The sequence below is a fragment of the Streptomyces sp. NPDC006551 genome, from assembly GCF_040611675.1.
In the GTDB taxonomy this organism is placed as follows: Bacteria; Actinomycetota; Actinomycetes; order Streptomycetales; family Streptomycetaceae; genus Streptomyces.
In genome coordinates this window covers 1-23,347 of record NZ_JBEXOT010000004.1, presented here as the reverse complement: position 1 = coordinate 23,347, position 23,347 = coordinate 1, and the positions used below count along the sequence as shown (strand labels likewise).

Sequence of the window (23,347 nt, the reverse complement as noted above, 5' to 3'; positions counted from 1 at the left end):
ATTGGCTATCGTCTACAGTCTACCGGCGACCTCGGCCGCCCAGGCGGAGCGCCGTCGACGTCGGCCGAATACGTACGGCGGCCCCCGCGGATCGGCGGCACGCCTTCTCCCCTCCGCACGCGAGCACCGCCGGCCCGGGGGACGTACCGCGAAAGTCGTCCGCGGACGCCGCCCGCTCGCCCGTGCTCCCTGATCAGGAGTGGCTCCAGATGAGGCCGCCCTTTCCCTTGGTGCCGGTGCCCTCCACCGTGACCGCCCACATCTGGATGGCCCGGCCCTTGGGTTCGATGTTCCCGCTGATCCAGCCGGTGCAGTACGGGGCGTCGTGACCACGGGTCGAGGCGATGCGGTCGATGGTGCCGTTGCGGTCGATGTCGAGCCAGGCCTCGATCCCCCACCCGTCGGCCGTGGTGTCGCAGGCGCGGATCGAGTCACCGGGTATGCCGTTGTGGGGGTCGGCGTTCCACTCGGCGTGACCGCCCTCGGTGACGGCGCGCGTCGCGGCCGCGGTCGCGGTTCCCTGAGCGGCGAGAACGAGAACGAGGGCGGCGACGGCGACGCGGCCACGGGCGACCGTGCGCATGGATGATCTCTCCTGAAGTGAACCGAGCGACCGCTGCGGTCGACTCACGCGAGGCGAAGATACATGCGCCGAACGATGTTCCCTTTCGGGGTGATCTGCCGGCCCTCGCATCCCGTGCGCGCCACCAGGAGGTGGGCGACGGCACGCGACGACCGTCGTACGCCCTACGGGATACGGACGACCTGCCCCGCGTACGACAGGTTGCCGCCGAAGCCGAACAGCAGCACCGGCGCGCCCGACGGCAGCTCGCCGCGCTCGACCAGCTTGGAGAGGGCGAGGGGGATGGAGGCGGCCGAGGTGTTGCCGGAGTCGACGACATCGCGGGCGACGATCGCGTTCACCGCACCGATCTTGGCGGCGAGGGGCTCGATGATCCGCAGGTTGGCCTGGTGCAGGACCACTCCCGCGAGCTCATCGGGCGTGATCCCCGAGCGCTCGCACGTCTGGCGGGCGAGCGCGGGGAGCCGCTGCGTGGCCCACCGGTAGACGGCCTGGCCCTCCTGCGCGAAGCGCGGCGGCGTGCCCTCGATGCGGACGGCGTGGCCCATCTCCGGCACCGAGCCCCACAGGACCGGCCCGATGCCGGGCTCCCGCCCGTCGTCGGCCGTCGCCTCGACGACGGCCGCGCCGGCGCCGTCACCGACGAGGACGCAGGTGGTCCGGTCGGTCCAGTCCGTCACCGCGGTCATCTTGTCGGCGCCGACGACCAGGGCCCGGCGGGCCGCCCCCGCCCGGACCGCGTGGTCGGCGGTGGCGAGCGCGTGGGTGAAGCCGGCGCAGACCACATTGAGGTCCATGGTGGCGGGCGAGGGCATGCCGAGCCGGGCGGCGACGCGGGCCGCCATGTTCGGGGAGCGGTCGATCGCGGTGGAGGTGGCGACGAGGACGAGGTCGATGTCGGCGGGGGCGAGTCCGGCGGCGGCGAGCGCCTTGCCGGCGGCGTGCGCGGCGAGCTCGTCCACCGGCTCCTCCGGGCCCGCCATGTGCCGGGTCCGGATCCCGACCCGGCTGCTGATCCAGGCGTCGCTGGTGTCGACCAGCGCCGTCAGGTCGTCGTTGGTCAGCACCTTGGCGGGCTGGTAGTGCCCGAGCGCGGCGATACGAGTGCCCGTCATGCCCGGGACCCCCTTGGGTTCGGCTGGCGCGTGGTTCACGCAGGAACCACCCAGTCTCGCCAGCGACTGATGGGTAACCGGGCACGTGAACCACCAAGAATCGCCCGTACCTGTTGGGCAACCGTGACAACGCGGAGCAAGCGGGCCTTTCGCGACCACTTGTCGACCGTCGTTCCATACTGTAGACAATATTTCGTCGACACTGCAGAGACACGTACTCCTGCCTGGTCCCTCGCGGTTCCCTCAACCGAACGGAGACCCGCACGTGAAGGTCGCAGTCCTCGGCGCCGGTGCGATCGGCGCCTATGTCGGAGCCGCGCTCGACCGCGCCGGCGCCGATGTCCATCTCATCGCCCGTGGACCGCATCTCGCGGCCATGAGGCGGCACGGCGTACGGGTGGAGAGCCCCCGCGGCGACTTCACCGCCCGGGTCCACGCCACCGACGACCCGACCGAGGTCGGTCCCGTCGACTTCGTCTTCCTGGGCCTGAAGGCCAACGCGTACGCGGCGTGCGGGCCGCTCATCGCGCCGCTGCTCCACGACACCACCGCGATCGTCGCCGCCCAGAACGGCATCCCCTGGTGGTACTTCCACCGGCACGGCGGGCCCCACGACGGCCACCGCGTCGAGAGCGTCGACCCGGGCGGCGCGGTCAGCGCCGTCCTCGCTCCCGAGCGGGCCATCGGCTGCGTCGTCTACGCGGCGACCGAGCTCAGCGGCCCCGGGGTCGTCCGCCACCTCGAAGGCACCCGGTTCTCCATCGGCGAGCCGGACCGCTCCGCGTCCAAGCGCTGTGAGGTCTTCGCCGAGGCGATGCGCGCCGGCGGCCTGAAGTGCCCGGTCGAGCCGGAGCTGCGCCACGACATCTGGATCAAGCTGCTCGGCAACGTCTCCTTCAATCCCATCAGCGCGCTCGCCCGGGCGACGATGCGCGAGATGTGTCTGCACGGCGGTACGCGGCGGGTCATCGAGCTGATGATGCGCGAGACCCTGGCCGTCGCCGCGGCCCTCGGCTGCCGACCCGACATCTCCGTCGAGCGGCGGCTCGCCGGAGCGGAACGGGTCGGCGACCACCGCACCTCCACCCTCCAGGACCTGGAGCGGGGCAAGCCGCTGGAGCTCGACGTGCTCCTGGCGGCCGTGGTGGAGCTCGCGGACATCACGGACGTGCCGGTGCCGACGCTCCGTACCGTCCACGCCCTGTCGGATCTGCTCGCCGTACGGATGGGGACCACGACATGAGCAAGAGGAACCGGGCCGAGAGCCGGGAGCCGAGGACGTACACCCGGCTCACCCACCCGCTCTTACGGGACGAGAAGGGCGGCCCGCTGCGGCGGGCGAGCTGGGAGGAGGCGCTGGAGCGCGCGGCGGACGGATTCCGGGCGGCGCGGGGCGCGTTCGGGATGTTCTCCTGCGCCCGGGCGACCAACGAGATGAACTACGTGGCGCAGAAGTTCGCGCGGGTGGTGATGGGCACCAACGACGTCGACTCCTGCAACCGGACCTGTCACGCGCCGAGCGTCGCCGGCCTCTCCGCGGTCTTCGGCTCGGGCGGTGGCACCTCCTCGTACGAGGAGATCGAGCACACCGACGTGATCGTGATGTGGGGCTCCAACGCCCGCTTCGCACACCCGATCTTCTTCCAGCACGTCCTGAAGGGGATCCACAACGGGGCCCGGATGTACGCCGTCGATCCGCGCCGCACCTCGACCGCCGAATGGGCCGAGAGCTGGCTCGGTCTCGACGTCGGCACGGACATCCCGCTCGCCCACGCGATCGGCCGCGAGATCATCCACGCGGGCCTGTACAACCGGGCGTTCGTGGAGCGGGCGACGAGCGGCTTCGAGGAGTACCGGGCCGAGGTCGAGCCGTGGACGCTGACGGCCACGTCGAAGGTGACGGGCGTACCCGCCGAAGCGATACGGGAGTTGGCGCACGCCTACGCCCGGGCGGAGCGGGCCCAGTTGTGCTGGACGCTCGGCATCACCGAGCACCACAACGGTACCGACAACGTCCGCGCGCTGATCAACCTGGCGCTGCTCACGGGGCACGTGGGCCGGTACGGCTCCGGTGTGCAGCCGCTGCGCGGGCAGAACAACGTGCAGGGCGGCGGTGACATGGGGGCGATCCCGAACCGGCTGCCGGGCTTCCAGGACATCCTCGACACGGGGGTGCGGGAGAAGTTCGAATCGTTCTGGGGCGTGGGGATCCAGCCGCGGTACGGGCGGACGCTGACCGAGATGTTCGAGGCGATGGAGAGCGGCGACCTGCGGGCCGTGTACTGCATCGGCGAGAACCCGGCCCAGTCGGAGGCCGACAGCGGGCAGGCGATGGAGCGTCTGGCGAGGCTGAACTGCCTGGTGGTCCAGGACATCTTCCTCACCAGGACCGCCGAGTTCGCCGACGTGGTGCTGCCGGCGACGGCGGCGTGGTGCGAGACGGACGGCACGACGACCAACAGCGAGCGGCGGGTGCAGCGGGTACGGAAGGCGGTACGGCCGCCGGGCGAGGCGCGCGAGGACATCGACATCATCTGCGACCTCGCGCGACGGCTGGGCCACGAGGACTGGAAGTACGCGGACGCCGAGGCGGTCTGGAACGAGCTGCGGGCGCTTTCGCCGGACCACTGGGGCATGACGTACGACCGTCTGGAGGCCCATCAGGGCATTCAGTGGCCGTGCCCGGACCTGGAGCGGATCGAACCGTCCTTCCTGCACGGGCGGTTGTGGCGGACCGACCCGGAACTGCGGGGTCGTCGCGCGCCGTTCGGGATCGTGCGGCACGACCCGCCGGTCGATCTGACGGACGAGGAGTATCCGATCCGGCTCACGACCGGGCGCCGGCTCGACTCGTACAACACCGGTGTGCAGAGCGGGAGTTTCGCCTCGCCACTGCGGCGCGGCGAGTACGTGGAGCTGTGCCCGGAGGACGCGGAGCGGTACGGGGTCGCGGTGGGCCAGGAAGTCCGGGTCGCCTCGCGGCGGGGGTCGGTGGTGGCCCCGGTGTGGGTGGATCCCGCGCTGCGGCCGGGGCTCGCGTTCATGACGATGCACTTTCCGGACGAAGTCGACACCAATCGGCTGACGATCGAGGCGAACTGTCCGATCGCGGGGACGGCGGAGTTCAAGGCGTCGGCGATTCGGATCGAGAAGCTGACCGACCAGCTGACCGAGAGGGTGGGCTCCTGATGGATCTGCGTTTCGGTGACAGCAAGCCGACGGACGAGGAACGCGAGGCGGTCGACGCGCTGTTGGGGCCGTCGGAGTCCGCGTGGGAGGGGGCGGACGACCGATCGGCGGCCGACCTGCGCTGGGCGCGGGGCGGGCGGGAGGCGCGTGAGCGCCGGGACCTGCTGCTGCCGGGACTGCACGCGCTGAACGACCGGGTGGGATGGATCAGCGAGGGGGGCCTGGCGTATCTGTGCCGGCGGCTCACGGTGCCGCCGGCGGAGGCGTACGGGGTGGCGACCTTCTACGCGATGTTCGCGGTCCGCCCGCGCCCGGCGCAGGTCCTGCACGTGTGCACGGACCTGGCCTGCGCGGCGAGGGGTTCGTCCGCGCTGACCTCCGGCCTGGACGCCGAGGGCGTCCGCTACGAGCCGAGCCCGTGCCTGGGCCTGTGTGAGAGGGCCCCGGCGGCGCTCCTGATCAGAGCGGGCGCGAACCGTGACGGCGGCCGCGCCTCCGCCCTCGCACCTCCCCCCGACCGCGCCACGGACGCGACGACCGCCCCCGAGCCCGCGCCTCGCCCCGACCGCCCCACGCACGCGACCGTCGCACCCGCGCCCGAACCCACCGCGGACACGACCGTCGCACCCGCGCCCGAACCCACCGCGGACACGACCGTCGCACCCGGCCTCCCGCCCGCTGCGGGCGCGACCGTCGCCCCTGAGCCCGCGCCGCGGAGTGGTTTCGGCCCGGGGTCCTCCCTGCTCGCCGCCCTGAGCGGCCAGGAGCCGCCGGCGGCGGGCGGCGCGGCCGCCGGGAGGTGCGCGCAGACCCCCGTCGCCTCGGGAGGCACGGCCCGGGGCGACGGGTCGCGCGGTGCCGTCGCGCGGCTGGCGGTGGTGGTCGCGCCCGCCGGTGTCGACGCGCTCGCCGCCGCCGCGCGCGAGCCCGAGGCGGCGCCGGCCGAAGCCCCGGCCGTCATGGCCGTGCCGCAGGCGGGGCAGGCACCGGCCGGACCCTCCGGACGGGACGGGCTCACGCTCCTGCGGCGGGTCGGCGTCGTCGATCCGTCCAGCGTGGACGACTACCGGGCGCACGGCGGCTACGCCGCGCTGCGGCGGGCCTTCGCGCTCGGGGCCGCCGGAGTGCTCCGGGAGGTCACGGAGTCCGGACTCGTCGGCCGGGGCGGGGCCGCCTTCCCCACCGGGCGGAAGTGGCAGGCGACGGCCTCGCAGCCCGACGGCCCGCACTACGTCGTGTGCAACGCCGACGAGTCGGAGCCGGGCACCTTCAAGGACCGGGTGATCATGGAGGGCGATCCGTACGCCCTCGTCGAGGCGATGACCGTCTCCGGGTACGCCGTCGGCGCCCGCCGCGGCTACCTCTACCTCCGGGGCGAGTACCCCCGCGCGTACGAGACGCTGACCCACGCGATCGACGAGGCCAGGGCCCGTGGTCTGCTCGGGGACGACATCCTCGGCAGCGGCTTCGCCTTCGACATCGAGATCCGGCGCGGCGCCGGCGCGTACATCTGCGGCGAGGAGACCGCCCTCTTCAACTCCATCGAGGGCTACCGGGGCGAGCCCCGTTCCAAGCCCCCCTTCCCGGTCGAGAAGGGCCTGTTCGGCAAGCCCACCGCCGCCAACAACGTCGAGACCCTCGTCAACGTCCTCCCGGTCCTCACCCTCGGCGCCGAGGCGTACCGGGCCGCCGAGACCAAGCTCTTCTGCGTCTCGGGCAACGTCGACCGCCCCGGGGTGTACGAGCTGCCGTTCGGCGCCACCCTCGGGGAGCTGCTCGACCTCGCCGGGAAGCCCGACACGCTGCGCGCCGTCCTCCTCGGCGGCGCCGCCGGCGGCTTCGTCCGCCCCGACGAGCTCGACATCCCGCTCACCTTCGAAGGCACCCGCGCCGCCGGGACCACCCTCGGGTCCGGTGTCGTCCTCGCCCTCGACGAGACCGTGGACCTGCCCCGGATCCTCCTGCGGATCGCGGAGTTCTTCCGCGACGAGTCGTGCGGCCAGTGCGTGCCCTGCCGGGTGGGCACGGTCCGGCAGGAGGAGGCGCTGCACCGCGTCAGGGACCGCACCGGCGCCGCCGCGGCCGGGGACATCGCCCTCCTCCGGGAGGTCGGAGAGGCGATGCGGGACGCCTCGATCTGCGGTCTCGGCCAGACCGCGTGGAACGCCGTCGAATCCGCCATCGACCGTCTGGGGGTCTATCGATGACCACGGTCCCGCTCGCCCCGCCCCGCCGTCTCCTCGAGTTCATCCTCGACGACACGCCCGTCCGCGTCCCGGAGGGCGCCACGATCCTCGACGCCTGCCGCGCCGCCGGCACGGACGTCCCGACCCTCTGCCACGGTGACACCCTCGCCCCGAAGAACGCCTGCCGGGTGTGCGTGGTCGAGGTGGAGGGGGCCAGGACGCTCGCCCCGGCCTGCTCACGCCGTGCCGAGCCGGGCATGGTCGTCCGTACCGACACCGCCCGTACCCGCCACAGCCGGAAGATCGTCCTGGAGCTGCTGGCCTCGTCCGTCGATCTGTCGACGACCCCGGGCGCCGCCGAGTGGATCAAGGAGTACGGGGCGGAGCCCGATCGCTTCGGACCGGACGCGCGCCGCCTGGGCGAGGAGCCGAGGATCGACAACGACCTGTACGTCCGCGACTACGACAAGTGCATCCTCTGCTACAAGTGCGTGGACGCCTGCGGCGAGCAGTGGCAGAACTCCTTCGCGATCTCCGTCACCGGCCGCGGCTTCGACGCCAGGATCGCCGTCGAGCACGACGGGCCGCTCACCGAGTCGGCCTGCGTGTACTGCGGCAACTGCATCGAGGTGTGCCCGACCGGGGCGCTCAGCTTCAAGCGCGAGTTCGACATGCGCGCGGACGGCACCTGGGACGAGGAGGCGCAGACGGAGACGACGACGGTCTGCGCGTACTGCGGAGTGGGCTGCAACCTCACCCTGCACGTGCAGGACAATGAGATCGTCAAGGTCACCTCGCCGCACGACAACCCGGTGACCCACGGCAACCTCTGCATCAAGGGCCGGTTCGGCTTCTCACACGTACAGAATCGGGTGTAGTCACTATGGGACGGGTCACCGAGCGACGGCGCGTCATCCGCATCCGCGCGGGGGCGGTGAACGAGCGCCCGGACACTCTGGTGGCCGAGGAACCGCTGGAGATCCGGCTGAACGGCAGACCGCTCGCCATCACCATGCGGACGCCGGGTGACGACTTCGCGCTGGCGGCCGGGTTCCTGGTGAGCGAGGGAGTGCTCGGCGCGGCCTCCGACGTACGGAACATCGTGTACTGCGCGGGCGCCAAGGACGACGGCACCAACACGTACAACGTGGTGGACGTCCAGCTGGCGCCCGGTGTCCCCGTCCCGGACATCACGCTGGAGCGCAACGTGTACACGACGTCGTCGTGCGGGCTGTGCGGCAAGGCGAGCCTGGACGCGGTACGGACCACCGCGCGCTTCCCGATCGCCGACGCTCCCCCGGTCCGGGTCACGCCGGAGCTGCTCGCGGTCCTCCCCGACCGGCTGCGGGCCGCGCAGCGGGTGTTCGACCGGACCGGGGGCCTGCACGCGGCGGCGCTGTTCTCCGAGGACGGCGAGCTGCTCGACGTACGGGAGGACGTGGGCCGCCACAACGCGGTGGACAAGCTGGTGGGCCGCGCGCTGCGCGAGGACCGGCTGCCGCTGGGACGCTCGATCCTCCTGGTCTCGGGCCGGGCCTCGTTCGAGCTGGCGCAGAAGGCGGTGATGGCGGGCATCCCGGTCCTCGCGGCGGTGTCAGCGCCGTCCTCGCTGGCCGTGGACCTGGCGGCCGAGACCGGTCTGACGCTGGTCGGCTTCCTGCGCGGCCCGGACATGAACGTGTACGCGGGCGAGCACCGGATCGCCCTCGGGGCCGCGGCCTCCCGGGGCTGACCGGTCGCCGACCCGCCGCACGGGTCGGGCCGCCGGCCGGCGGGGAGCGCCCCCTGCGCCGGCCGGCCCCGTACCGCTCCCCCGACGGTATTAGTTCTTCGGAGGGGCGATCATCTGGAGGGTGAGGGTGGCGGGCGGTTCGGCGAGGCCCGGGCCGCCCGCGGCCGTCCAGGCGAGGATGTCGTCGAGGCAGTCGTCGTCCGCGCTCCAGCCGATCCAGGCGGCCCGACCGCCCCGGCGACGGCCCTCGGTGGAGGGCTGGACCACGACGACGTTGGCCTGTGCGCACGGGCCGAGGCAGTCGCTGGTACGGACGGCCAGCCGGCCGCCTGAGGCCGCGGCGGCCGCGCGGAGCCGGGCGAGCTGGCCGGTGTGGTCGATGCCGGGGTTCTTGCGGGCGTCGCCGCAGCAGCAGCCCCGGCAGACGACCAGGGAGCAGGGGCGGGCGCCGTAACGTATCGGCACCCGGCTCACTCCGGGCCGCCCGGGGTGACGGGCGCGGGGACGAGTTCGCTGCCGAGCGGCTGGATGTCGATGTGAGGGCGTTCCGCCCTGATGCGGACGACGGGCGCGCCGGCGGTCCGGAAGGTCGCGGCCGGCAGGGTCGCGGCGACGATGTCGGTTCCGGGGCGGCGGGCGAAGGGCGGCGCGACGATGGGCTCCATCAGGTCGACGAGGACGAGCGCGGTGCGGCCGGGATCGAGTGCGGGCATGGGAGCACGGTAGCCGCCCTCTTGATCATCAGGGGCGGGGCCCGGTGGTGATCCGGCCATCCCGGATGCCGAGGCTTTCAGGGCCCGACCGCTCGCACCGTTGCGCGCCGCGAGCGCTGCCGGCTCAACGCGCGGCGACGGACGGCTCGTCGTCCCGCGCGCCGGCGGACGGCTCGGGGTCCCGCGCGCGGCGCTTGGCGATGACCGCGCAGACCATCAGCTGCATCTGGTGGAAGAGCATCAGCGGCAGCACCGCGAGCGAGGCCTGCGCCCCGAACAGCACACTCGCCATCGGAAGTCCGGCCGCCAGGCTCTTCTTCGAACCGGCGAACTGGATCGCGATCCGGTCCTCGCGTCCGAAGCCGAGCCGCTTCGCGCCGTACCAGCTCAGAGCCAGCATCACCGCGAGCAGCACGGTCTCGACGGCGAGCAGCAGCGCGAGCCGCGCCGGGGTGACCTGGTGCCAGACGCCGGCGGCCATGCCCAGGCTGAAGGCCGTGTAGACGACGAGCAGGATCGAGCCCCGGTCGACACGGCCCAGCACCTTCTTGTGCCGGACCAGCGGCCCGCCCAGCCAGGGGCGCAGCAACTGGCCGGCCACGAACGGCACGAGCAGCTGGAGCACGATCTTCAGGAGCGAGTCGGCGGAGAAGCCGCCCGTGCCGCCGCCGAGCAGCGCGGCCGCGAGCAGCGGCGTCAGCACGATTCCGGCGAGGGAGGAGAAGGAGCCCGCGCAGATCGCGGCGGGCACGTTCCCACGGGCGATCGAGGTGAACGCGATCGAGGACTGGATGGTGGAGGGCACCAGGCAGAGAAAGAGGAACCCGCTGTACAGCGGTGGCGTGAGCACCGTCGGAACGAGCCCCTTCGCGGCCAGGCCGAGGAGCGGGAAGGCCAGGAAGGTGCAGGCCAGGACGGTGAGGTGGAGCCGCCAGTGCCGCAGCCCTTCGAGGGCCTCGCGGGTGGAGAGCCGGGCGCCGTAGAGGAGGAAGAGCAGGGCGATGGCGGCCGTGGAGGCGCCGTTCGCGATGTCGGCCGCCGTCCCCGAGGCCGGAAACAGCGCCGCGAGGCCGACCGTGCCGAGCAGCGTCACGATGTACGGGTCGATCGGCAGCCAGGACGGGAGAAGGGTCGTACGGCTGCTCATGTGCTCCACTGCTCTCGGACGAGGGTCGTGCCCTCCCCATCCTGCTCGCCCGGGCGGAGATCGGGAATCCCGTACAGCGCTCTGACTGTCATCACGTTCCGCGATAGCCTCGGGCTTGTGTACGACCCGTCCCAGCTCCGTACGTTTCTCGCGGTCGCCCAGACGCTGAGTTTCACGCAGGCGGCGCGCCGGCTCGGGCTGCGTCAGTCGACCGTGAGCCAGCACGTGCGGCGGCTGGAGGATGCCACCGGCCGTCCGCTGTTCACCCGGGACACGCACAGCGTGGAGTTGACGGAGGACGGCGAGGCGATGCTCGGCTTCGCCCGTACGATCCTGCAGGCGCACGAGCGGGCGGCGGCCTTCTTCACCGGGACGCGGCTGCGGGGGCGGCTGCGCTTCGGCGCCTCGGAGGATTTCGTGGTGACCCGGTTGCCGGAGATCCTGCAGTCCTTCCGGAGCGAGCACCCGGAGGTGGATCTGGAGCTGACGGTCGAGCTGTCGGGCACCTTGAACGCCCGGCTGGAGGCGGGGCGGCTCGATCTGATCCTCGCCAAGCGGCGTGCCGACGAGAGCGGGGGCGAGCTGGTCTGGCAGGACACGCTGGTCTGGATCGGCTCGCCGCAGCTGCGCCTCGACCCGGACCGGCCGGTTCCGCTGATCGTCTTCCCGCCGCCCGGCATCACCCGGGCCCGGGCGCTGGAGGCCCTGGAGGGGCAGGGGCGGGCGTGGCGGATCGCCTGTACGAGCACGAGTCTGAGCGGCAACATCGCGGCGGCCCGGGCGGGGCTCGGGGCGATGGCCCACACTCGTGGGCTGGTCCCGCCGGGGCTGAGCCGGGTACCGGCGCGGGCCGGGCTGCCGGAGCTCGGCGAGGTCGACTTCGTGCTGCGCAAGGGGCGGCGGCGGGGGGCGACCCAGGAGGCGGCGGATGCCTTGGCCTCGGCGATCCTGGCGGGTGGCGACCGGCTGCACCGGCCGCGCTGAAGACTCCGGGGGGCGGGCAGCGGCACCAGCACCGGAGCTCCGGGCGCGGGCCGCGGCACCGGGAACGGGACTCTGGGACGGCGGGCCCTGGCGGTCGATCGCACGCTCCCGTGACGGCGGATCGCGCGTGCCCTGGCAGTGGATCGCCCGCTCCCGTGACGGCGGATCGCACGGGCCCTGGCAGTGGATCGCCCGCTCCCGTGACGGCGGATCGCACGGGCCCGTGATCGGTCCGTACAGATTCCGTGGAGATTCCCCGCCCGGCTGCTTACCCGCGAGTCAGTAACGGGCGGCGCGCCTCCGCCGCTTGCTCCCCTTTCCGGGCCTGACCTGTGCGTATGCCCAATGTCCCGACTTGGTGAAGCCTCCCCCTTCGGCCTGTCCGGTGGGGTACCGTCACCCGCGCCGTACGGAGCGCGACAACGAGCGGTCGAGGAGCAGTCTTTGCGCGAGTTCACCGTGCCGCCCGTCGAGGCGGCGCCTCAGGTCGGCGGCCTGGCGGACGCCGTGTTCGACCGCGCCCAGCAGACTCCGGACCGGGTCGCCTTCGGCCGCAAGGACGCCCGGGGGCAGTGGCGGGACGTGACCTCCGCACAGTTCCGGGACGAGGTGCTCGCCCTCGCCAAAGGGCTGATCGCGCACGGCGTGCGGTTCGGTGACCGGGTCGCGATCATGGCCAGGACCCGCTACGAGTGGACGCTCTTCGACTTCGCGCTGTGGACGCTGGGCGCGCAGCCCGTGCCGATCTACCCCACGTCCTCCGCCGATCAGGTCTACTGGATGCTCCACGACGCCGAGGTCACGGCGTGCGTGGTGGAGCACGAGGACCATGCGATGACCGTCGGCTCGGTGATCGACCGGCTGCCGCGGCTCCAGCGGTTGTGGCAGCTGGACGCCGGCCGGGGCGCGGTCGCGGAGCTGGTCGAGGCGGGGGCGGGGATCGAAGAGGACGTGGTGCACCGGCACCGGCGGGCGGTGACACCGGAGTCCGTCGCCACGATCATCTACACCTCGGGCACCACCGGCCGCCCCAAGGGTTGTGTGATCACGCACTCCAACTTCATGTTCGAGACCGACATGCTGGTCGGCCGCTGGGAGCCGGTGTTCCACTCCAAGCCGGGGGACGAGGCGTCGACGCTGCTCTTCCTCCCCCTCGCCCATGTCTTCGGGCGGATGGTGGAGGTCGCGGCGGTACGGACCGGGGTGAAGCTGGGTCATCAGCCTGCCCTCACGGCGTCCGCGCTGCTGCCCGATCTGGCAACGTTCCGGCCGACGTTCATCCTGGCGGTCCCCTACGTCTTCGAGAAGGTCTTCCAGGCGGCCCGGCGCAAGGCGGAGGGCGACGGAAAGGCGGGGCCCTTCGAGAAGGCCGTGGAGGTGGCGGTCAGGTACGCCGAGGCTCTGGAGCACAAGGCGTTCGGGCTCGGTCCCGGGCCTTCGGCGGCGCTGCGGGTGCAGCACCAGTTCTTCGAGAAGGTCGTGTACGGGAAGGTCCGCGAGGCCATGGGCGGGCGGGTCCGGCACGCGATGTCGGGCGGTTCGGGGATGGACCGCAGGCTGGGGCTGTTCTTCGAGGGCGCGGGGGTGACGGTCTTCGAGGGGTACGGCCTGACGGAGTCCTCGGCGGCGGCCACCGCCAACCCGCCCGAGCGCGTGAAGTACGGCACCGTCGGCCAGCCGATCCCGGGGACGACCGTGCACATCGCGGAGGACGGGGAGGTGTGGCTGCACGGCGGCCAGATCTTCTCGGGCTATCTGAACGATCCGCGGGCCACCGCCGCCGTGCTCAACGACGGCTGGCTGGCCACGGGGGATCTGGGCATGCTCGACGAGGACGGCTATCTGACGATCACCGGGCGGAAGAAGGAGACCCTGGTGACGTCGAACGGCAAGAGCGTCTCGCCGGCCGGTCTGGAGGAGCGGGTGCGGGCACACCCGTTGATCGCCCAGTGCATCGTGGTGGGCAACGACCGGCCGTACATCGCGGCACTGGTGACGGTGGATCAGGAGGCGGTCGAGCACTGGCTGGCGATGCAGGGGCGGATGCCGCTGCCCCCGGCCGAGATGGTGCGGGACCCGAGCCTGGAGACGGAGATCCGGCGGGCGGTGGTGGCGGCCAACACCCTGGTCTCACAGGCGGAGTCGATCCGGACGTTCCGGATCCTGGCGCATCCGTTCAGCGAGGAGCACGGCTTGCTCACCCCGTCGATGAAGCTGAAGCGAAAGGCGATCGAGAAGGCGTACGCGGCGGAGGTCGAGGCCCTGTACGGCTGATCCGGCCCCGCCCCGGTGCGCGAGGCGTATGTCGGGACGGCGGCCGGCCCGGCGGAATGCGATCCGGCCCCCGATCGTTGACCCTGGGAGTACCACCCGACGACGTTAGGATCGACCGCACGTGAGCACGGACAACAAGGTCCCTTCCCTCACCCTGAACAACGGCGTGCAGATGCCTCAGCTCGGCTTCGGCGTCTGGCAGGTGCCGGACGACGAGGCGGCGACGACGGTGACCACGGCCCTGGAGGCCGGCTACCGCTCCATCGACACGGCCGCGATCTACGAGAACGAGACGGGCACCGGCCGGGCCGTCGCCGGTTCGGGGATCCCGCGCGACGAGCTGTTCGTCACCACCAAGCTGTGGAACACCGAGCAGGGTTACGACTCGACCCTGCGCGCCTTCGACGCCTCGCTCGACAAGCTGGGCCTCGACTACGTCGACCTGTACCTGATCCACTGGCCGGTGCCGGCCAAGGACGCCTATGTCGACACGTACCAGGCGTTCGAGAAGATCCACGCCGACGGCCGCGCCCGGGCCATCGGTGTCTCGAACTTCCTCCCCGAGCACCTGGAGCGGCTGATCGGGGAGACCTCGATCGTGCCCGCCGTGAACCAGATCGAGCTGCACCCGCATCTGCAGCAGCGAGCGACTCGCGCGGCGCACGCCGTGCACGACATCGCGACCGAGGCGTGGTCGCCGCTGGGGCAGGGCAAGGGCCTCCTGGAGGTTCCGGCGATCGTCGCGATCGCCCAGAAGCACGGCCGCACCCCGGCCCAGGTGGTGCTGCGCTGGCACCTGCAGACCGGGAACGTGGTCATCCCGAAGTCGGTGACCCCGTCCCGTATCCGGGAGAACATCGACGTGTTCGGCTTCGTCCTGGACGACGAGGACATGGCCGCGATCGCCGTCCTCGACGAGGACCGGCGTCTGGGCCCGAACCCCGGCGAGTTCAACCTCGGCGCCTGAGCAGCGGCGACGGGTCAGCGTGCGAAGCGGGTGCCGGCCCGGCTGCGGCCGGCCGGCAGCCGCTTTCGCCGCGAGGACGACCCGAAACGTCGATGGGCCGCGTTCAGACGACGGTGAGGACGATCTTCCCGCGCGTCCGGCCCGACTCCCCCAGCTCGTGCGCCTTCGCCGCCTCCGCCAGCGGCAGCACCGTGTCGACCTCGGGCCGCAGCCGTCCCGTCTCCACCAGCTCCGCCAGGCCGAGCAGGCCCGCGTAGTCCGGCTCGACGAGGGTGAAGCCGGTGCGGATGCCCCGCTCCGTCGCGACCGGTACGGCGTCGGGCGACGGCAGTGTCACCAGCGTGCCGCCCTCCCGGAGCACCGGCAGCGAGCGGGTGCCGTAGTCGCCGCCGTAGCTGTCGAGGACGATGTCCACGTCCCGTACGGCCTCGGCGAAGTCGGTCGTCGTGTAGTCGATCGGCTCGTCGACGCCCAGCGCGCGCAGGAACGCGTGCTTGGCGGCACTGGCCGTACCGATGACGTACGCGCCGCGGGCCTTGGCGATCTGGACGGCGAGGTGGCCGACGCCGCCCGCCGCCGCGTGGACCAGGACCCGCTGCCCGGCGCGGAGCGCGGCGGTCTCGGTCAGCGCCTGCCAGGCGGTGAGCCCGGCGAGCGGCAGCGCCGCGGCCTCGACGTGGGAGAGGCCGGCGGGCTTGCGGGCGAAGTGGCGGGCCGGGCCGGTGACGTACTCGCCGTAGCCGCCCGCCTGGCGCGGGAACTCGGGCATGCCGAAGACCTCGTCGCCGGGGGCGTAGAGGGTGACGCCGAGTCCGACGGCCTCGACGACGCCGGAGACGTCGTAGCCCAGGACCGGGGTCTCGCCCCACATGCCGAAGCCGCCGGTGGCGCGGGACTTCCAGTCGACCGGATTGAGACCGGCCGCGTGGACGCGGACGAGGATCTCGGTCGGGCCGGGTTCGGGGCGGGCCACGCGGGCCTCGGCGAGGACCTCGGGACCGCCCCACTCGACGGCGGTGATCGCGCGCATGGTCGCGGAGGCGGCGGTGGGCATGTCGTTCATGAGAGGCGCTCCTGTGCGAGGGGTGCCGGTGGGTTCCCGGCGGCCACCAGCCTCGGGGAGATCACAGCTCTCCAGTACTGGCCAGATGGCCATGATGTGACAGAATCCGGCCATGCCCCCTTCCGCGCCTCCGCCCCACCGGGTCGCCGTGCTCGCCCTGGACGGTGTGATCCCCTTCGAGCTGGGGATTCCGTCCCGGATCTTCGGCGCCGCCCTCACCGAGGACGGCTCGCCCCTCTACGACGTGCGCGTCTGCACGCTCGACGGCGGCCCGGCCCGCACGTCCGACGGCTTCTCGATCGCCGCCGCGCACGGTCCGGAGATCCTCTCGGAGGCCGACACCATTGTCGTTCCGCCCACGCACGAGCTGCGCACGCGCGCGGAGGACGGCTCGCTGGGTGCCGAGCTGACGGCGGCGCTGGAGCGGATCCGGCCCGGCGCGCGGACCGTCTCCATCTGCACGGGGGCGTACGCCCTCGCCGCCGCCGGTCTGCTCGACGGCCGGCGCGCCACCACCCACTGGTACGAGGCCGCCCATTTCCGGTCGCTCTTCCCGCGCGTACGGCTCGACGAGGACGTCCTGTTCGTGGACGACGGTGACGTGCTGACCTCGGCGGGGGCGGCGGCCGGGGTCGATCTCTGCCTTCACCTGGTGCGGCGGGACCACGGCAGCGCCACGGCCAACCAGGCCGCCCGGCTCTGCGTCGTCCCGCCGTGGCGGGACGGCGGACAGGCGCAGTACATCGAGCGCCCGGTTCCCAGCCCGTCCTCGGCCACCACCGCGCCGACCCGCGCCTGGGCGCTGCAACGCCTGGACCGGCCGCTGACACTGGCCGAGCTCGCGGCGCACGCCGGGATGAGCGTACGGACCTTCACCCGCCGCTTCCGCGACGAGGCGGGGACGACGCCGGGACAGTGGCTGACCGCCCAACGGGTCGAGGTCGCCAAGCAGTTGCTGGAGACCAGTGACCTGACGGTGGATCATATCGCGGACCGGTCCGGCTTCGGCAGCGGCAATTCCCTGCGTCAGCACATGCGCGCCCTGGTCGGCATCTCCCCGGCCGCCTACCGGCGCACCTTCCACCGGACGACGGACGAGGAGTACGCACGGTGAGCGGTTCGCCCACACCGGTCGAAGAGGGTCTCTACCGGGTACGGAACGTGGCCAGCGGGCTGCTCCTGGAGGTGTACGACGGTTCGACGCGCAGCGGCGCCAACGTACAGCAGGGCAAGGAGAACGGGACGGCCGGCCAGCACTGGCACATCGTGCCGGTTCCGAACGGCGGCGGCCTCCATCATCTGGTCAACGCGGCCAGCGGCAAACGGCTCGACGTGGCGGGCGCCTCCACCGAGAACGGCGCCAACGTCCAGCAGTGGAAGGCGAACAACTTCGGCGCGCAGGAGTGGATCATCGAGCAGGACCTCCAGTCACCGGGCACGGTAGCGCTGGTGAGTTTCATCAGCGGGCTGCTCCTGGAGGTGGAGGGCGCCTCGACGGAGGACGGCGGCAATGTGCGGCAGTGGGAGGACACCGACTCCCCTTCCCAGTGGTGGCGGCTGGAGCCGGTGTCCTGACGGCTGCGGTCCGGGACTAGCCCTTGCGTGCCGTGTGGATCGTGCGGGCGGAGAGCCGGAACAGGTCGCCGCGGCGGTGCAGGGACAGGGGCTCGGAGGGGTCGAGGAGCCGGTCCAGGGCCTTCCGGTCGTCGGCCGCGAGGTGGTCGCCGTCGACGCTGCGCCGACGCTCGAAGTGGGCGAGGATGTGCTCCCGGACGACCGGGGTGACGGGGGCGGGGCTGTCGGCCAGGAAGGTGCGCGTGCCGGCCGGGGTCAGGCCGGCGGCGGACAGGAGTGCGCGCCAGTCGTCGATCTCGTCCTTGGAGTCGGGCAGATCCGCCCGCATCCGGCCGAAGCGTTCGGCGTCCAGCGCGTCGAGCCGGGCCTCCAGGCCGGGGCGGCCGACGCCCTGGTTCCACGGCAGGTGGCGGCCGGGCAGGCCGCCCTCGACGAGGACCATGAGGCCGCCGGGGCGCAGACGTTCGGCGAAGGAGGCGAGCGCGGCCCGCTGATCGCCGATGTGGTGCAGGGAGTTACCGGCCCAGATGACGTCCGCCTCGCCCAACCGGTCGATGGCCTCGGGGAGTTCGGCGAGCAGGGTGGAGACGCGGTGGCCGAGCCCGCGGGACTCGGCGCGGGCGGCCGCGCGTTCCAGGAGCTGCGGGGTGCCGTCGACGGCGACGGCCTCGGCGTCCGGGAAGGCCTCCGCGAGGAGCGCGGTGATGACGCCGGGTCCGCTGCCGACGTCCAGGATCCGGCGGACGCCGACCGGGGGGACGAGGGTGCCGAGCCAGCGGGCCGCCTCGGTGTAGAGGGAACTCTCGACCTCGGCCTGGCGCTCCAGGAACGTCGCCATCTCGGCCCAGTCCAGATGGGTGCTGTCGTCGTGGTGGTGATGGTGTTGGCTCATGACGACAGCGTGCGGCGGGCGGGTCGGGAGCGCGAGAATTATTGCCGTTCCGGCAAAGAATTCACCCTGTTCCCCGGTGCTCGCGCGGGCTGATCCCCCGCACCCGCTTGAAGGAGGCGCTGAGCGCGAACGCGCTGCTGTAACCGACCTGGCGGGCCACGGATTCGACCGTGGCGTCCGTCTCCCGCAGCAGATCCGCCGCGAGGGCGAGGCGCCAGCCGGTGAGGTACGCCATCGGGGGCTCCCCCACCAGATCGGTGAACCGCCGCGCGAGCGCCGCCCGCGAGACACCCGCCCGGGCGGCGAGGGAGGCGACCGTCCAGGGGTGGGCCGGGTCGTTCTGCAGGAGGCGGAGCGCCCGTCCCACGACGGGGTCGGCCATGGCGCGGTACCAGGCGGGGGCCTCGCCGCCGGGCCGGGAGAACCAGGCGCGGACGGCGGCGATGAGGAGCAGGTCCAGGACCCGGTCGAGCACCACGCTCTGGCCCGGTTCGTCGCGCGCGATCTCCTCGTCGAGGAACGGCATGAGGGGGCAGCTCCACACCTCGGCGGGGAGGTGGAGCAGGGCGGGCAGCGCGTCGAGCAGCCGCCGGCTGACCTCGCCGTCCATCTGGTAGGTGCCGACGAGCAGGGTGGTCGAACCGTCGAGCGCGTTGCCCCAGCTGCGGACGCCCAGGTGCATGGACTCGGAGAGCGGCTCTCCGCTCAGGGTGGTGCAGACGCCGCCGGGGCCGATGACGGCGCGCGGCGGGGCGTCGGTGGAATAGGCGACGGTGTACGGCTCCGGGCCTCGGGCGATCGCGATGTCGCCGGGGCGCAGCAGGACGGGGTCGCCCTGGCCGGGGACGATCCACGCCTCGCCCTCGGTGACGCACATCAGACAGAGCGGTGCGCGATCCTCGATCCGGACGGACCAGGGCGGCTCCATGATCATCCGGAGGAGGAAGGCCCCTTTGGCCCGGGGTCCGTCGAGGAGTCCGGCGAGAGCGTCCATGGGGTCGAAGCGTAGACGCAGGCGTATGGGGGTGAGTCTGTGGAGCATGGGAAGCGAGGCGGCCGCCCGCCAGTCTTGAGCCATGACGACGCAGACGAACACGCACCACTTCCCCACCACGCAGACGGTCCTCGTGACGAGCGCAACCGGCAAGACCGGGCGGCGCGTGGCCGAGCGCCTCGCGGCGCGCGGCGCGACCGTGCGGGCCGGATCCCGCACCGGAACGACCCGGTTCGACTGGGAGAACTCGGAGACCTGGGCCCCGGCGCTGCGGGGCGCGGAAGCCGCGTATGTGAACTACCACCCGGACCTGGCCGCGCCGGGCGCGGTCGAGGCCATGCGGACCTTCGGCGAGCTGGCCGTGGCGCACGGGGTGCGGCGGCTGACGCTGCTGTCCGGTCGCGGCGAGCCGGAGGCGGTCCGGTCCGAGGAGGCGCTGCGCGCCTCTGGGGCCGAACTCACCGTCGTGCGCGCCGCGTTCTTCGCCCAGAACTTCAGCGAGGGCGCACTGGCCGAGGGTGTCGCGGCGGGCACGCTCGCGTTCCCCGCGGGCGAGACGCCCGAGCCGTTCATCGACGTGGACGACCTGGCGGACGTGGTCGTCGAGACACTGGTCCAGGACGGTCACGCGGGCCTGGTGCACGAGGTGACCGGTCCTCGGCTGCTGACGTTCGCGGAGGCGGCGGCGGAGATGTCCCGCGCGTCGGGCCGGGAGGTGACGTACGTCCCGATGGACGAGGACGCGTACGCGGCACTGCTCGCGGAGTTCGGGCTTCCGGAGCCCGAGGCGCGCTGGCTGTCGTCGCTCTTCACGATGCTGCTCGACGGCCACAACGCGTCGGTGACGGACGGGGTGAAGCGCGTCCTGGGCCGCGACCCGCGCGACTTCACCGCCTTCGCTGCGGGGGTGGCCTGGCACGCCTGACCGGTGTGCTCTCGCGCTTCGCGGCGAGCCGGAGTCAGCCGAGGTACCGGCCGGCCAGGGACGCGATCGTCTCCGTGAGGCGGGTGCGGAGTTCGGCGGGTTCGAGGACCTCCACGTCCGCACCCGGGGAGAGGAAGTGGTCGTGGGCGTGGGTGAGCGACTCGATGGGGAGGACGGACGCTGGGCCGTCCGCGTCCGCTTCCGCGGGTCGGGGATCTCCGCCGACACCGCCCGCTGGGAGCAGGCATTCGCGCCCGCGGGCGGGGACCGTGACGGCGACCGCGAGGAATGGGTGACGAACTGGGTGATGGAGTTCAGCCGCGTGGGACGGGCCGGCGGTAGGCCGTCAGCCGGTACTCGGGGTCGGCGCGCCGGCCGTCCTGGTCCGGGAGTGCGGCGAGCGCGGCGGTGAGCGCGGCGGAGGTCTCGGCGTCGCCGCGGAACCACGAGGCGTAGGAGCCGCGGCGCAGCTTCTCGGCCGTTCCGCGTGGCGTGCCGCCCTGGCCGTGGCCGGTGAAGCACGTGGTCCCGGCCGGTTCGAGACCGTGGGCGGCGGCGTACGCCTCGACGCGGTCGGCCCGGTCGGAGGCGTGCTCGTACGAGCGGTGGGGGGCGAGAAGGCGGTCGATGTCGCTGCCGACGTCGTGAGCGCCGTCCTTGTCGACCGTGACGACGAGGACGCCGCCGGGGCGCAGCACCCGGGCGGCTTCGGCGACGATCGCGTCGGCGAACGGGACGAGGTGGAGCAGCCAGACCGCGCTGACCGCGTCGACGGAGGCGTCGGGGAGGGGCAGCCGCCGGGCGTCGGCGAGCGCGACCCGGCCGGGGAGGCGCTGGGCCGCCTTGCGGGCCATGCCGTACGCGGCGTCGAAGCCGTGTACCCGCAGCCCGGGGCGGCCGAGCCGCTCGGTGACCAGTCCGGTGCCGCAGGCGAGGTCGAGAAGGGTGCGGGCGCCGGGCGGGACCAGGCGCAGGACGGCCTCGGCCGCGGCGCGGGCCCGGGGCACACCGCCCCGGGTCTCGTCGTAGCGGTCCGCCTCGGCGTCGTAGTCCAGCAACGTCTCGCCCACACGGCCGATACCACGGTCCATCAGTCGGCCCCGTGCGTCGGGGCGATCGCCTCCACACGCTCGGCCAGCTCGAAGTCCTTCTCGGTCACCGCGTCTCCCGCGGAGTGGGTGTTCACGGAGACGGCGACGGTGTTGTAACCGAGCGTCAGATCGGAGTGGTGGTCGAGTTCCTGCTGGATCTGTGCCACATGGACGACCATCGCGGTGGCCGCGAAGTGGTCGCCGAGACGGTAGGTGCGGGTGATCCGGTCATCCGCCAGGGACCAGCCGGGGAGCTCTCGCAGCCGGTCCTCGATCTCCTTCTGCGACAGCGGCTCAGTGGGCATGTCCGTACTCCCTCCGGTCGGGATTGCTGACGGTGACGATACGGTCCCGGGGACTCGATACCCGGGCCGACACCTGGGTTACCGTCTGACCATGACAACTCTCGCGACCGACACGGGCGTAGGGCCGCTTCTGCGGGGCTGGCGTGAGCAGCGGCGGCTGAGCCAGTTGGAGCTTGCGCTGAGGGCCGATTCCTCGGCCCGGCACATCTCGTTCATCGAGACGGGCCGCTCCCGGCCGAGCGAGGAGATGATCCTGCGTCTCGCCGAGCATCTGGAGGTGCCGGTACGGGAGCGCAACGCGCTTCTGCTCGCGGCGGGTTACGCGCCCCGGTTCACGGAGTCGGCGCTGGACGGCCGGCGGCTGGAGACGCTGCGGGAGGGGATCGGTCGGCTGCTCGCGGGCTACGACCCGTATCCGGCGCTCGTCGTGGACGGCTCGTACACGGTGGTGGCGGCCAATCAGGGCATCGGGCTGCTGATGGCCGGGCTTCCGGAGCATCTGCTGGCCCCGCCGATGAACGCGATGCGGATCACGCTGCACCCGGAGGGGCTCGCCCCGCGGATCCGGAACCTGCGGGAGTGGCGGGGCCATCTGCTGGCCCAGATGGAGCGGCAGATCGGCCTGGCCCGCTCCGAGGCGCTGCGCAGCCTGTACGAGGAGGTGGCGGCGTACCCGTTGCCGCAGGGGGCCGGGGATCCGGAGGACCGGGAGGACCCGGAGCCGTACCCGTACTTCGCGCTGCCGATGCGGATCGAGCACGACGGGCGGGTGCTGTCGTTCGTGTCGTCGATCTCGACGTTCAACACTCCGATGGACGTGACGGTCGCCGAGCTGGCCATCGAGACGTTCCTCCCGGCCGACCCGGCGACGGTCGCGTATCTGCAGTCGCTGCCGACGCCGCGACCGACGACGTAGCCGCCCTACGCCGCGGCCCGCAGGGCCGACCACTGCAGTGCGGCGAAGCCGGCGACGGTGGCGGCCTGCAGCGGCGTCCACACCAGCCCGGCGGTGGTGGGCTCCAGCCAGGCGACGAGGGCGACGATGCTGAGCACGGCCCAGAGGACGTTGGCGTCGACGACGAGCTTCACACCGAGGGCCGGGGGCTGCGGCCGGCTCGCCAGCCAGGCGACGCCCGCGGCGAACGCGGTGAGGAAGAGGCCGAGTTCGAGGAGGAGTGCCGAGTCGACTCCGAGCAGCTCCCCCAGCGGCCCGGAGGCGGCGAGGTAGGCGAGGCCGTTGGCGCCGGTGACCACGGCGTCGAGGGCGAGGAAGCGGCGCACCATGGACTGCGGGCGGGTGGTGCGGGAGAGACCGGCGAGCAGGGCCTGGGACATGACGGATCAACCTCCATGGGAGACGTTCGCGCTGGTGGCGGACCCGGAGCTCGGGCGGAGTGCGCCGCCCGAGTTCCGGTGGACACCACGATGCCGCCCTGGGCGGCACGGGTCGATGACGTCCCAGGTAATGGGGGTCGTCCTGCGGCTGCGGGTGCCGGCGCCTATCCGGCCCTGGCACCCGGACAGGCATCAGCGCCAGATGGTCTGGACGGAGTCGAGCTGGACCCAGGTGATCGGGTTGCCGGTGTTGCCGCCGTAGATGCTCACCGAGCCC

At 72.6% G+C, this 23,347-nt stretch carries 24 protein-coding genes; 12 read left to right on the top strand and 12 right to left on the bottom strand.

The genetic code is table 11. The annotated features are described in order from the left end of the window. Positions 1–193: 193 nt before the first annotated feature. Positions 194–583 carry a hypothetical protein gene (locus ABZY12_RS06375; RefSeq protein WP_356887734.1) on the bottom strand — a complete coding sequence of 130 codons (390 nt, stop codon included), beginning with the start codon at positions 581–583 and terminating at the stop codon, positions 194–196. A 164-nt stretch (positions 584–747) separates the two neighbouring features. Further along, positions 748–1,698, bottom strand: a complete 951-nt coding sequence (locus tag ABZY12_RS06370) for a beta-ketoacyl-ACP synthase III (RefSeq protein WP_356887732.1) — start codon at positions 1,696–1,698, stop codon at positions 748–750. Between the two features lie 265 nt (positions 1,699–1,963). Here ABZY12_RS06370 and ABZY12_RS06365 point away from each other — a divergent pair, with 265 nt between their 5' ends. From ABZY12_RS06365 to fdhD, 5 genes are read left to right on the top strand one after another with little or no spacing between them, the layout of a single operon-like run. Next, positions 1,964–2,941, top strand: a complete 978-nt coding sequence (locus ABZY12_RS06365) for a 2-dehydropantoate 2-reductase (RefSeq protein ID WP_356887730.1) — start codon at positions 1,964–1,966, stop codon at positions 2,939–2,941. Next, the gene (locus tag ABZY12_RS06360; RefSeq protein ID WP_356887728.1) at positions 2,938–4,887 is read left to right on the top strand and encodes a molybdopterin-dependent oxidoreductase; all 1,950 of its coding nucleotides are present in this window, start codon (positions 2,938–2,940) and stop codon (positions 4,885–4,887) included. The genes ABZY12_RS06365 and ABZY12_RS06360 overlap by 4 nt, the downstream gene beginning before the upstream one ends. Next, the gene (locus ABZY12_RS06355) at positions 4,887–7,094 is read left to right on the top strand and encodes an NADH-ubiquinone oxidoreductase-F iron-sulfur binding region domain-containing protein (RefSeq protein WP_356887726.1); all 2,208 of its coding nucleotides are present in this window, start codon (positions 4,887–4,889) and stop codon (positions 7,092–7,094) included. Before ABZY12_RS06360 ends, ABZY12_RS06355 begins: the two co-directional genes overlap by 1 nt. Further along, entirely contained in the window at positions 7,091–7,951 is an 861-nt protein-coding gene (locus ABZY12_RS06350) for a 2Fe-2S iron-sulfur cluster-binding protein (RefSeq protein ID WP_356887724.1), read from the top strand. Before ABZY12_RS06355 ends, ABZY12_RS06350 begins: the two co-directional genes overlap by 4 nt. 5 nt (positions 7,952–7,956) lie before the next feature. Then, the gene (gene fdhD, locus ABZY12_RS06345; protein ID WP_356887722.1) at positions 7,957–8,805 is read left to right on the top strand and encodes a formate dehydrogenase accessory sulfurtransferase FdhD; all 849 of its coding nucleotides are present in this window, start codon (positions 7,957–7,959) and stop codon (positions 8,803–8,805) included. Between the two features lie 90 nt (positions 8,806–8,895). Here the strand turns inward: fdhD and ABZY12_RS06340 are convergent, their stop codons facing one another. The 3 genes from ABZY12_RS06340 to ABZY12_RS06330 all read right to left on the bottom strand — a co-directional run bounded on the left by ABZY12_RS06340 (position 8,896) and on the right by ABZY12_RS06330 (position 10,665). Then, positions 8,896–9,279 (bottom strand): (2Fe-2S) ferredoxin domain-containing protein, encoded by a 384-nt coding sequence (locus tag ABZY12_RS06340; RefSeq protein WP_356887720.1) that lies wholly within the window; start codon positions 9,277–9,279, stop codon positions 8,896–8,898. Further along, positions 9,276–9,518 carry a hypothetical protein gene (locus tag ABZY12_RS06335; RefSeq protein ID WP_356887718.1) on the bottom strand — a complete coding sequence of 81 codons (243 nt, stop codon included), beginning with the start codon at positions 9,516–9,518 and terminating at the stop codon, positions 9,276–9,278. Before ABZY12_RS06335 ends, ABZY12_RS06340 begins: the two co-directional genes overlap by 4 nt. Before the next feature lie 124 nt (positions 9,519–9,642). Beyond that, positions 9,643–10,665 carry a bile acid:sodium symporter family protein gene (locus ABZY12_RS06330; protein ID WP_356887716.1) on the bottom strand — a complete coding sequence of 341 codons (1,023 nt, stop codon included), beginning with the start codon at positions 10,663–10,665 and terminating at the stop codon, positions 9,643–9,645. 117 nt (positions 10,666–10,782) lie between these two features. Here ABZY12_RS06330 and ABZY12_RS06325 point away from each other — a divergent pair, with 117 nt between their 5' ends. The 3 genes from ABZY12_RS06325 (at position 10,783) to ABZY12_RS06315 (ending at position 14,890) form a co-directional block, all read left to right on the top strand. Further along, positions 10,783–11,649, top strand: a complete 867-nt coding sequence (locus tag ABZY12_RS06325; RefSeq protein WP_356887714.1) for a LysR substrate-binding domain-containing protein — start codon at positions 10,783–10,785, stop codon at positions 11,647–11,649. Between the two features lie 444 nt (positions 11,650–12,093). Then, positions 12,094–13,923 (top strand): AMP-dependent synthetase/ligase, encoded by a 1,830-nt coding sequence (locus ABZY12_RS06320; protein ID WP_356887712.1) that lies wholly within the window; start codon positions 12,094–12,096, stop codon positions 13,921–13,923. Between the two features lie 172 nt (positions 13,924–14,095). Further along, positions 14,096–14,890 carry an aldo/keto reductase gene (locus ABZY12_RS06315; protein ID WP_356888125.1) on the top strand — a complete coding sequence of 265 codons (795 nt, stop codon included), beginning with the start codon at positions 14,096–14,098 and terminating at the stop codon, positions 14,888–14,890. A gap of 103 nt (positions 14,891–14,993) precedes the next feature. Here ABZY12_RS06315 and ABZY12_RS06310 read toward each other — a convergent pair whose 3' ends face one another. Further along, entirely contained in the window at positions 14,994–15,953 is a 960-nt protein-coding gene (locus tag ABZY12_RS06310) for an NADP-dependent oxidoreductase (protein WP_356887710.1), read from the bottom strand. 112 nt (positions 15,954–16,065) lie between these two features. On the opposite strand from ABZY12_RS06310, the gene ABZY12_RS06305 reads away from it, so the two are divergent. Beyond that, positions 16,066–17,067 carry a helix-turn-helix domain-containing protein gene (locus ABZY12_RS06305; RefSeq protein ID WP_356887708.1) on the top strand — a complete coding sequence of 334 codons (1,002 nt, stop codon included), beginning with the start codon at positions 16,066–16,068 and terminating at the stop codon, positions 17,065–17,067. Next, positions 17,064–17,528 carry an RICIN domain-containing protein gene (locus ABZY12_RS06300; RefSeq protein WP_356887706.1) on the top strand — a complete coding sequence of 155 codons (465 nt, stop codon included), beginning with the start codon at positions 17,064–17,066 and terminating at the stop codon, positions 17,526–17,528. The genes ABZY12_RS06305 and ABZY12_RS06300 overlap by 4 nt, the downstream gene beginning before the upstream one ends. Positions 17,529–17,544: 16 nt before the next feature. Here ABZY12_RS06300 and ABZY12_RS06295 read toward each other — a convergent pair whose 3' ends face one another. Continuing rightward, entirely contained in the window at positions 17,545–18,420 is an 876-nt protein-coding gene (locus ABZY12_RS06295) for a class I SAM-dependent methyltransferase (RefSeq protein WP_356887704.1), read from the bottom strand. 61 nt (positions 18,421–18,481) lie between these two features. Continuing rightward, positions 18,482–19,414, bottom strand: a complete 933-nt coding sequence (locus ABZY12_RS06290; protein ID WP_356887702.1) for an AraC family transcriptional regulator — start codon at positions 19,412–19,414, stop codon at positions 18,482–18,484. An 82-nt stretch (positions 19,415–19,496) separates the two neighbouring features. On the opposite strand from ABZY12_RS06290, the gene ABZY12_RS06285 reads away from it, so the two are divergent. Beyond that, complete coding sequence (locus tag ABZY12_RS06285) at positions 19,497–20,339, top strand: NmrA family NAD(P)-binding protein (protein ID WP_356887700.1); 843 nt, start codon at positions 19,497–19,499, stop codon at positions 20,337–20,339. A 34-nt stretch (positions 20,340–20,373) separates the two neighbouring features. Here the strand turns inward: ABZY12_RS06285 and ABZY12_RS06280 are convergent, their stop codons facing one another. The 3 genes from ABZY12_RS06280 to ABZY12_RS06270 form a co-directional block, all read right to left on the bottom strand. Next, on the bottom strand, positions 20,374–20,505 hold the full coding sequence (locus ABZY12_RS06280; RefSeq protein ID WP_356888123.1) for a hypothetical protein: 132 nt from the start codon (positions 20,503–20,505) through the stop codon (positions 20,374–20,376). A gap of 148 nt (positions 20,506–20,653) precedes the next feature. Beyond that, positions 20,654–21,397: a methyltransferase domain-containing protein gene (locus ABZY12_RS06275; protein WP_356888121.1), complete on the bottom strand. Its 744-nt coding sequence runs from the start codon at positions 21,395–21,397 to the stop codon at positions 20,654–20,656. Between the two features lie 32 nt (positions 21,398–21,429). Then, complete coding sequence (locus ABZY12_RS06270) at positions 21,430–21,735, bottom strand: 4a-hydroxytetrahydrobiopterin dehydratase (RefSeq protein WP_356887698.1); 306 nt, start codon at positions 21,733–21,735, stop codon at positions 21,430–21,432. Positions 21,736–21,826: 91 nt separating this feature from the next. Here ABZY12_RS06270 and ABZY12_RS06265 point away from each other — a divergent pair, with 91 nt between their 5' ends. Next, positions 21,827–22,651, top strand: coding sequence for a helix-turn-helix transcriptional regulator (locus tag ABZY12_RS06265; protein WP_356887696.1), 825 nt, complete (start codon positions 21,827–21,829; stop codon positions 22,649–22,651). 5 nt (positions 22,652–22,656) lie between these two features. Here the strand turns inward: ABZY12_RS06265 and ABZY12_RS06260 are convergent, their stop codons facing one another. Beyond that, positions 22,657–23,070 carry a hypothetical protein gene (locus ABZY12_RS06260; RefSeq protein ID WP_356887694.1) on the bottom strand — a complete coding sequence of 138 codons (414 nt, stop codon included), beginning with the start codon at positions 23,068–23,070 and terminating at the stop codon, positions 22,657–22,659. Positions 23,071–23,347 lie beyond the last annotated feature (277 nt).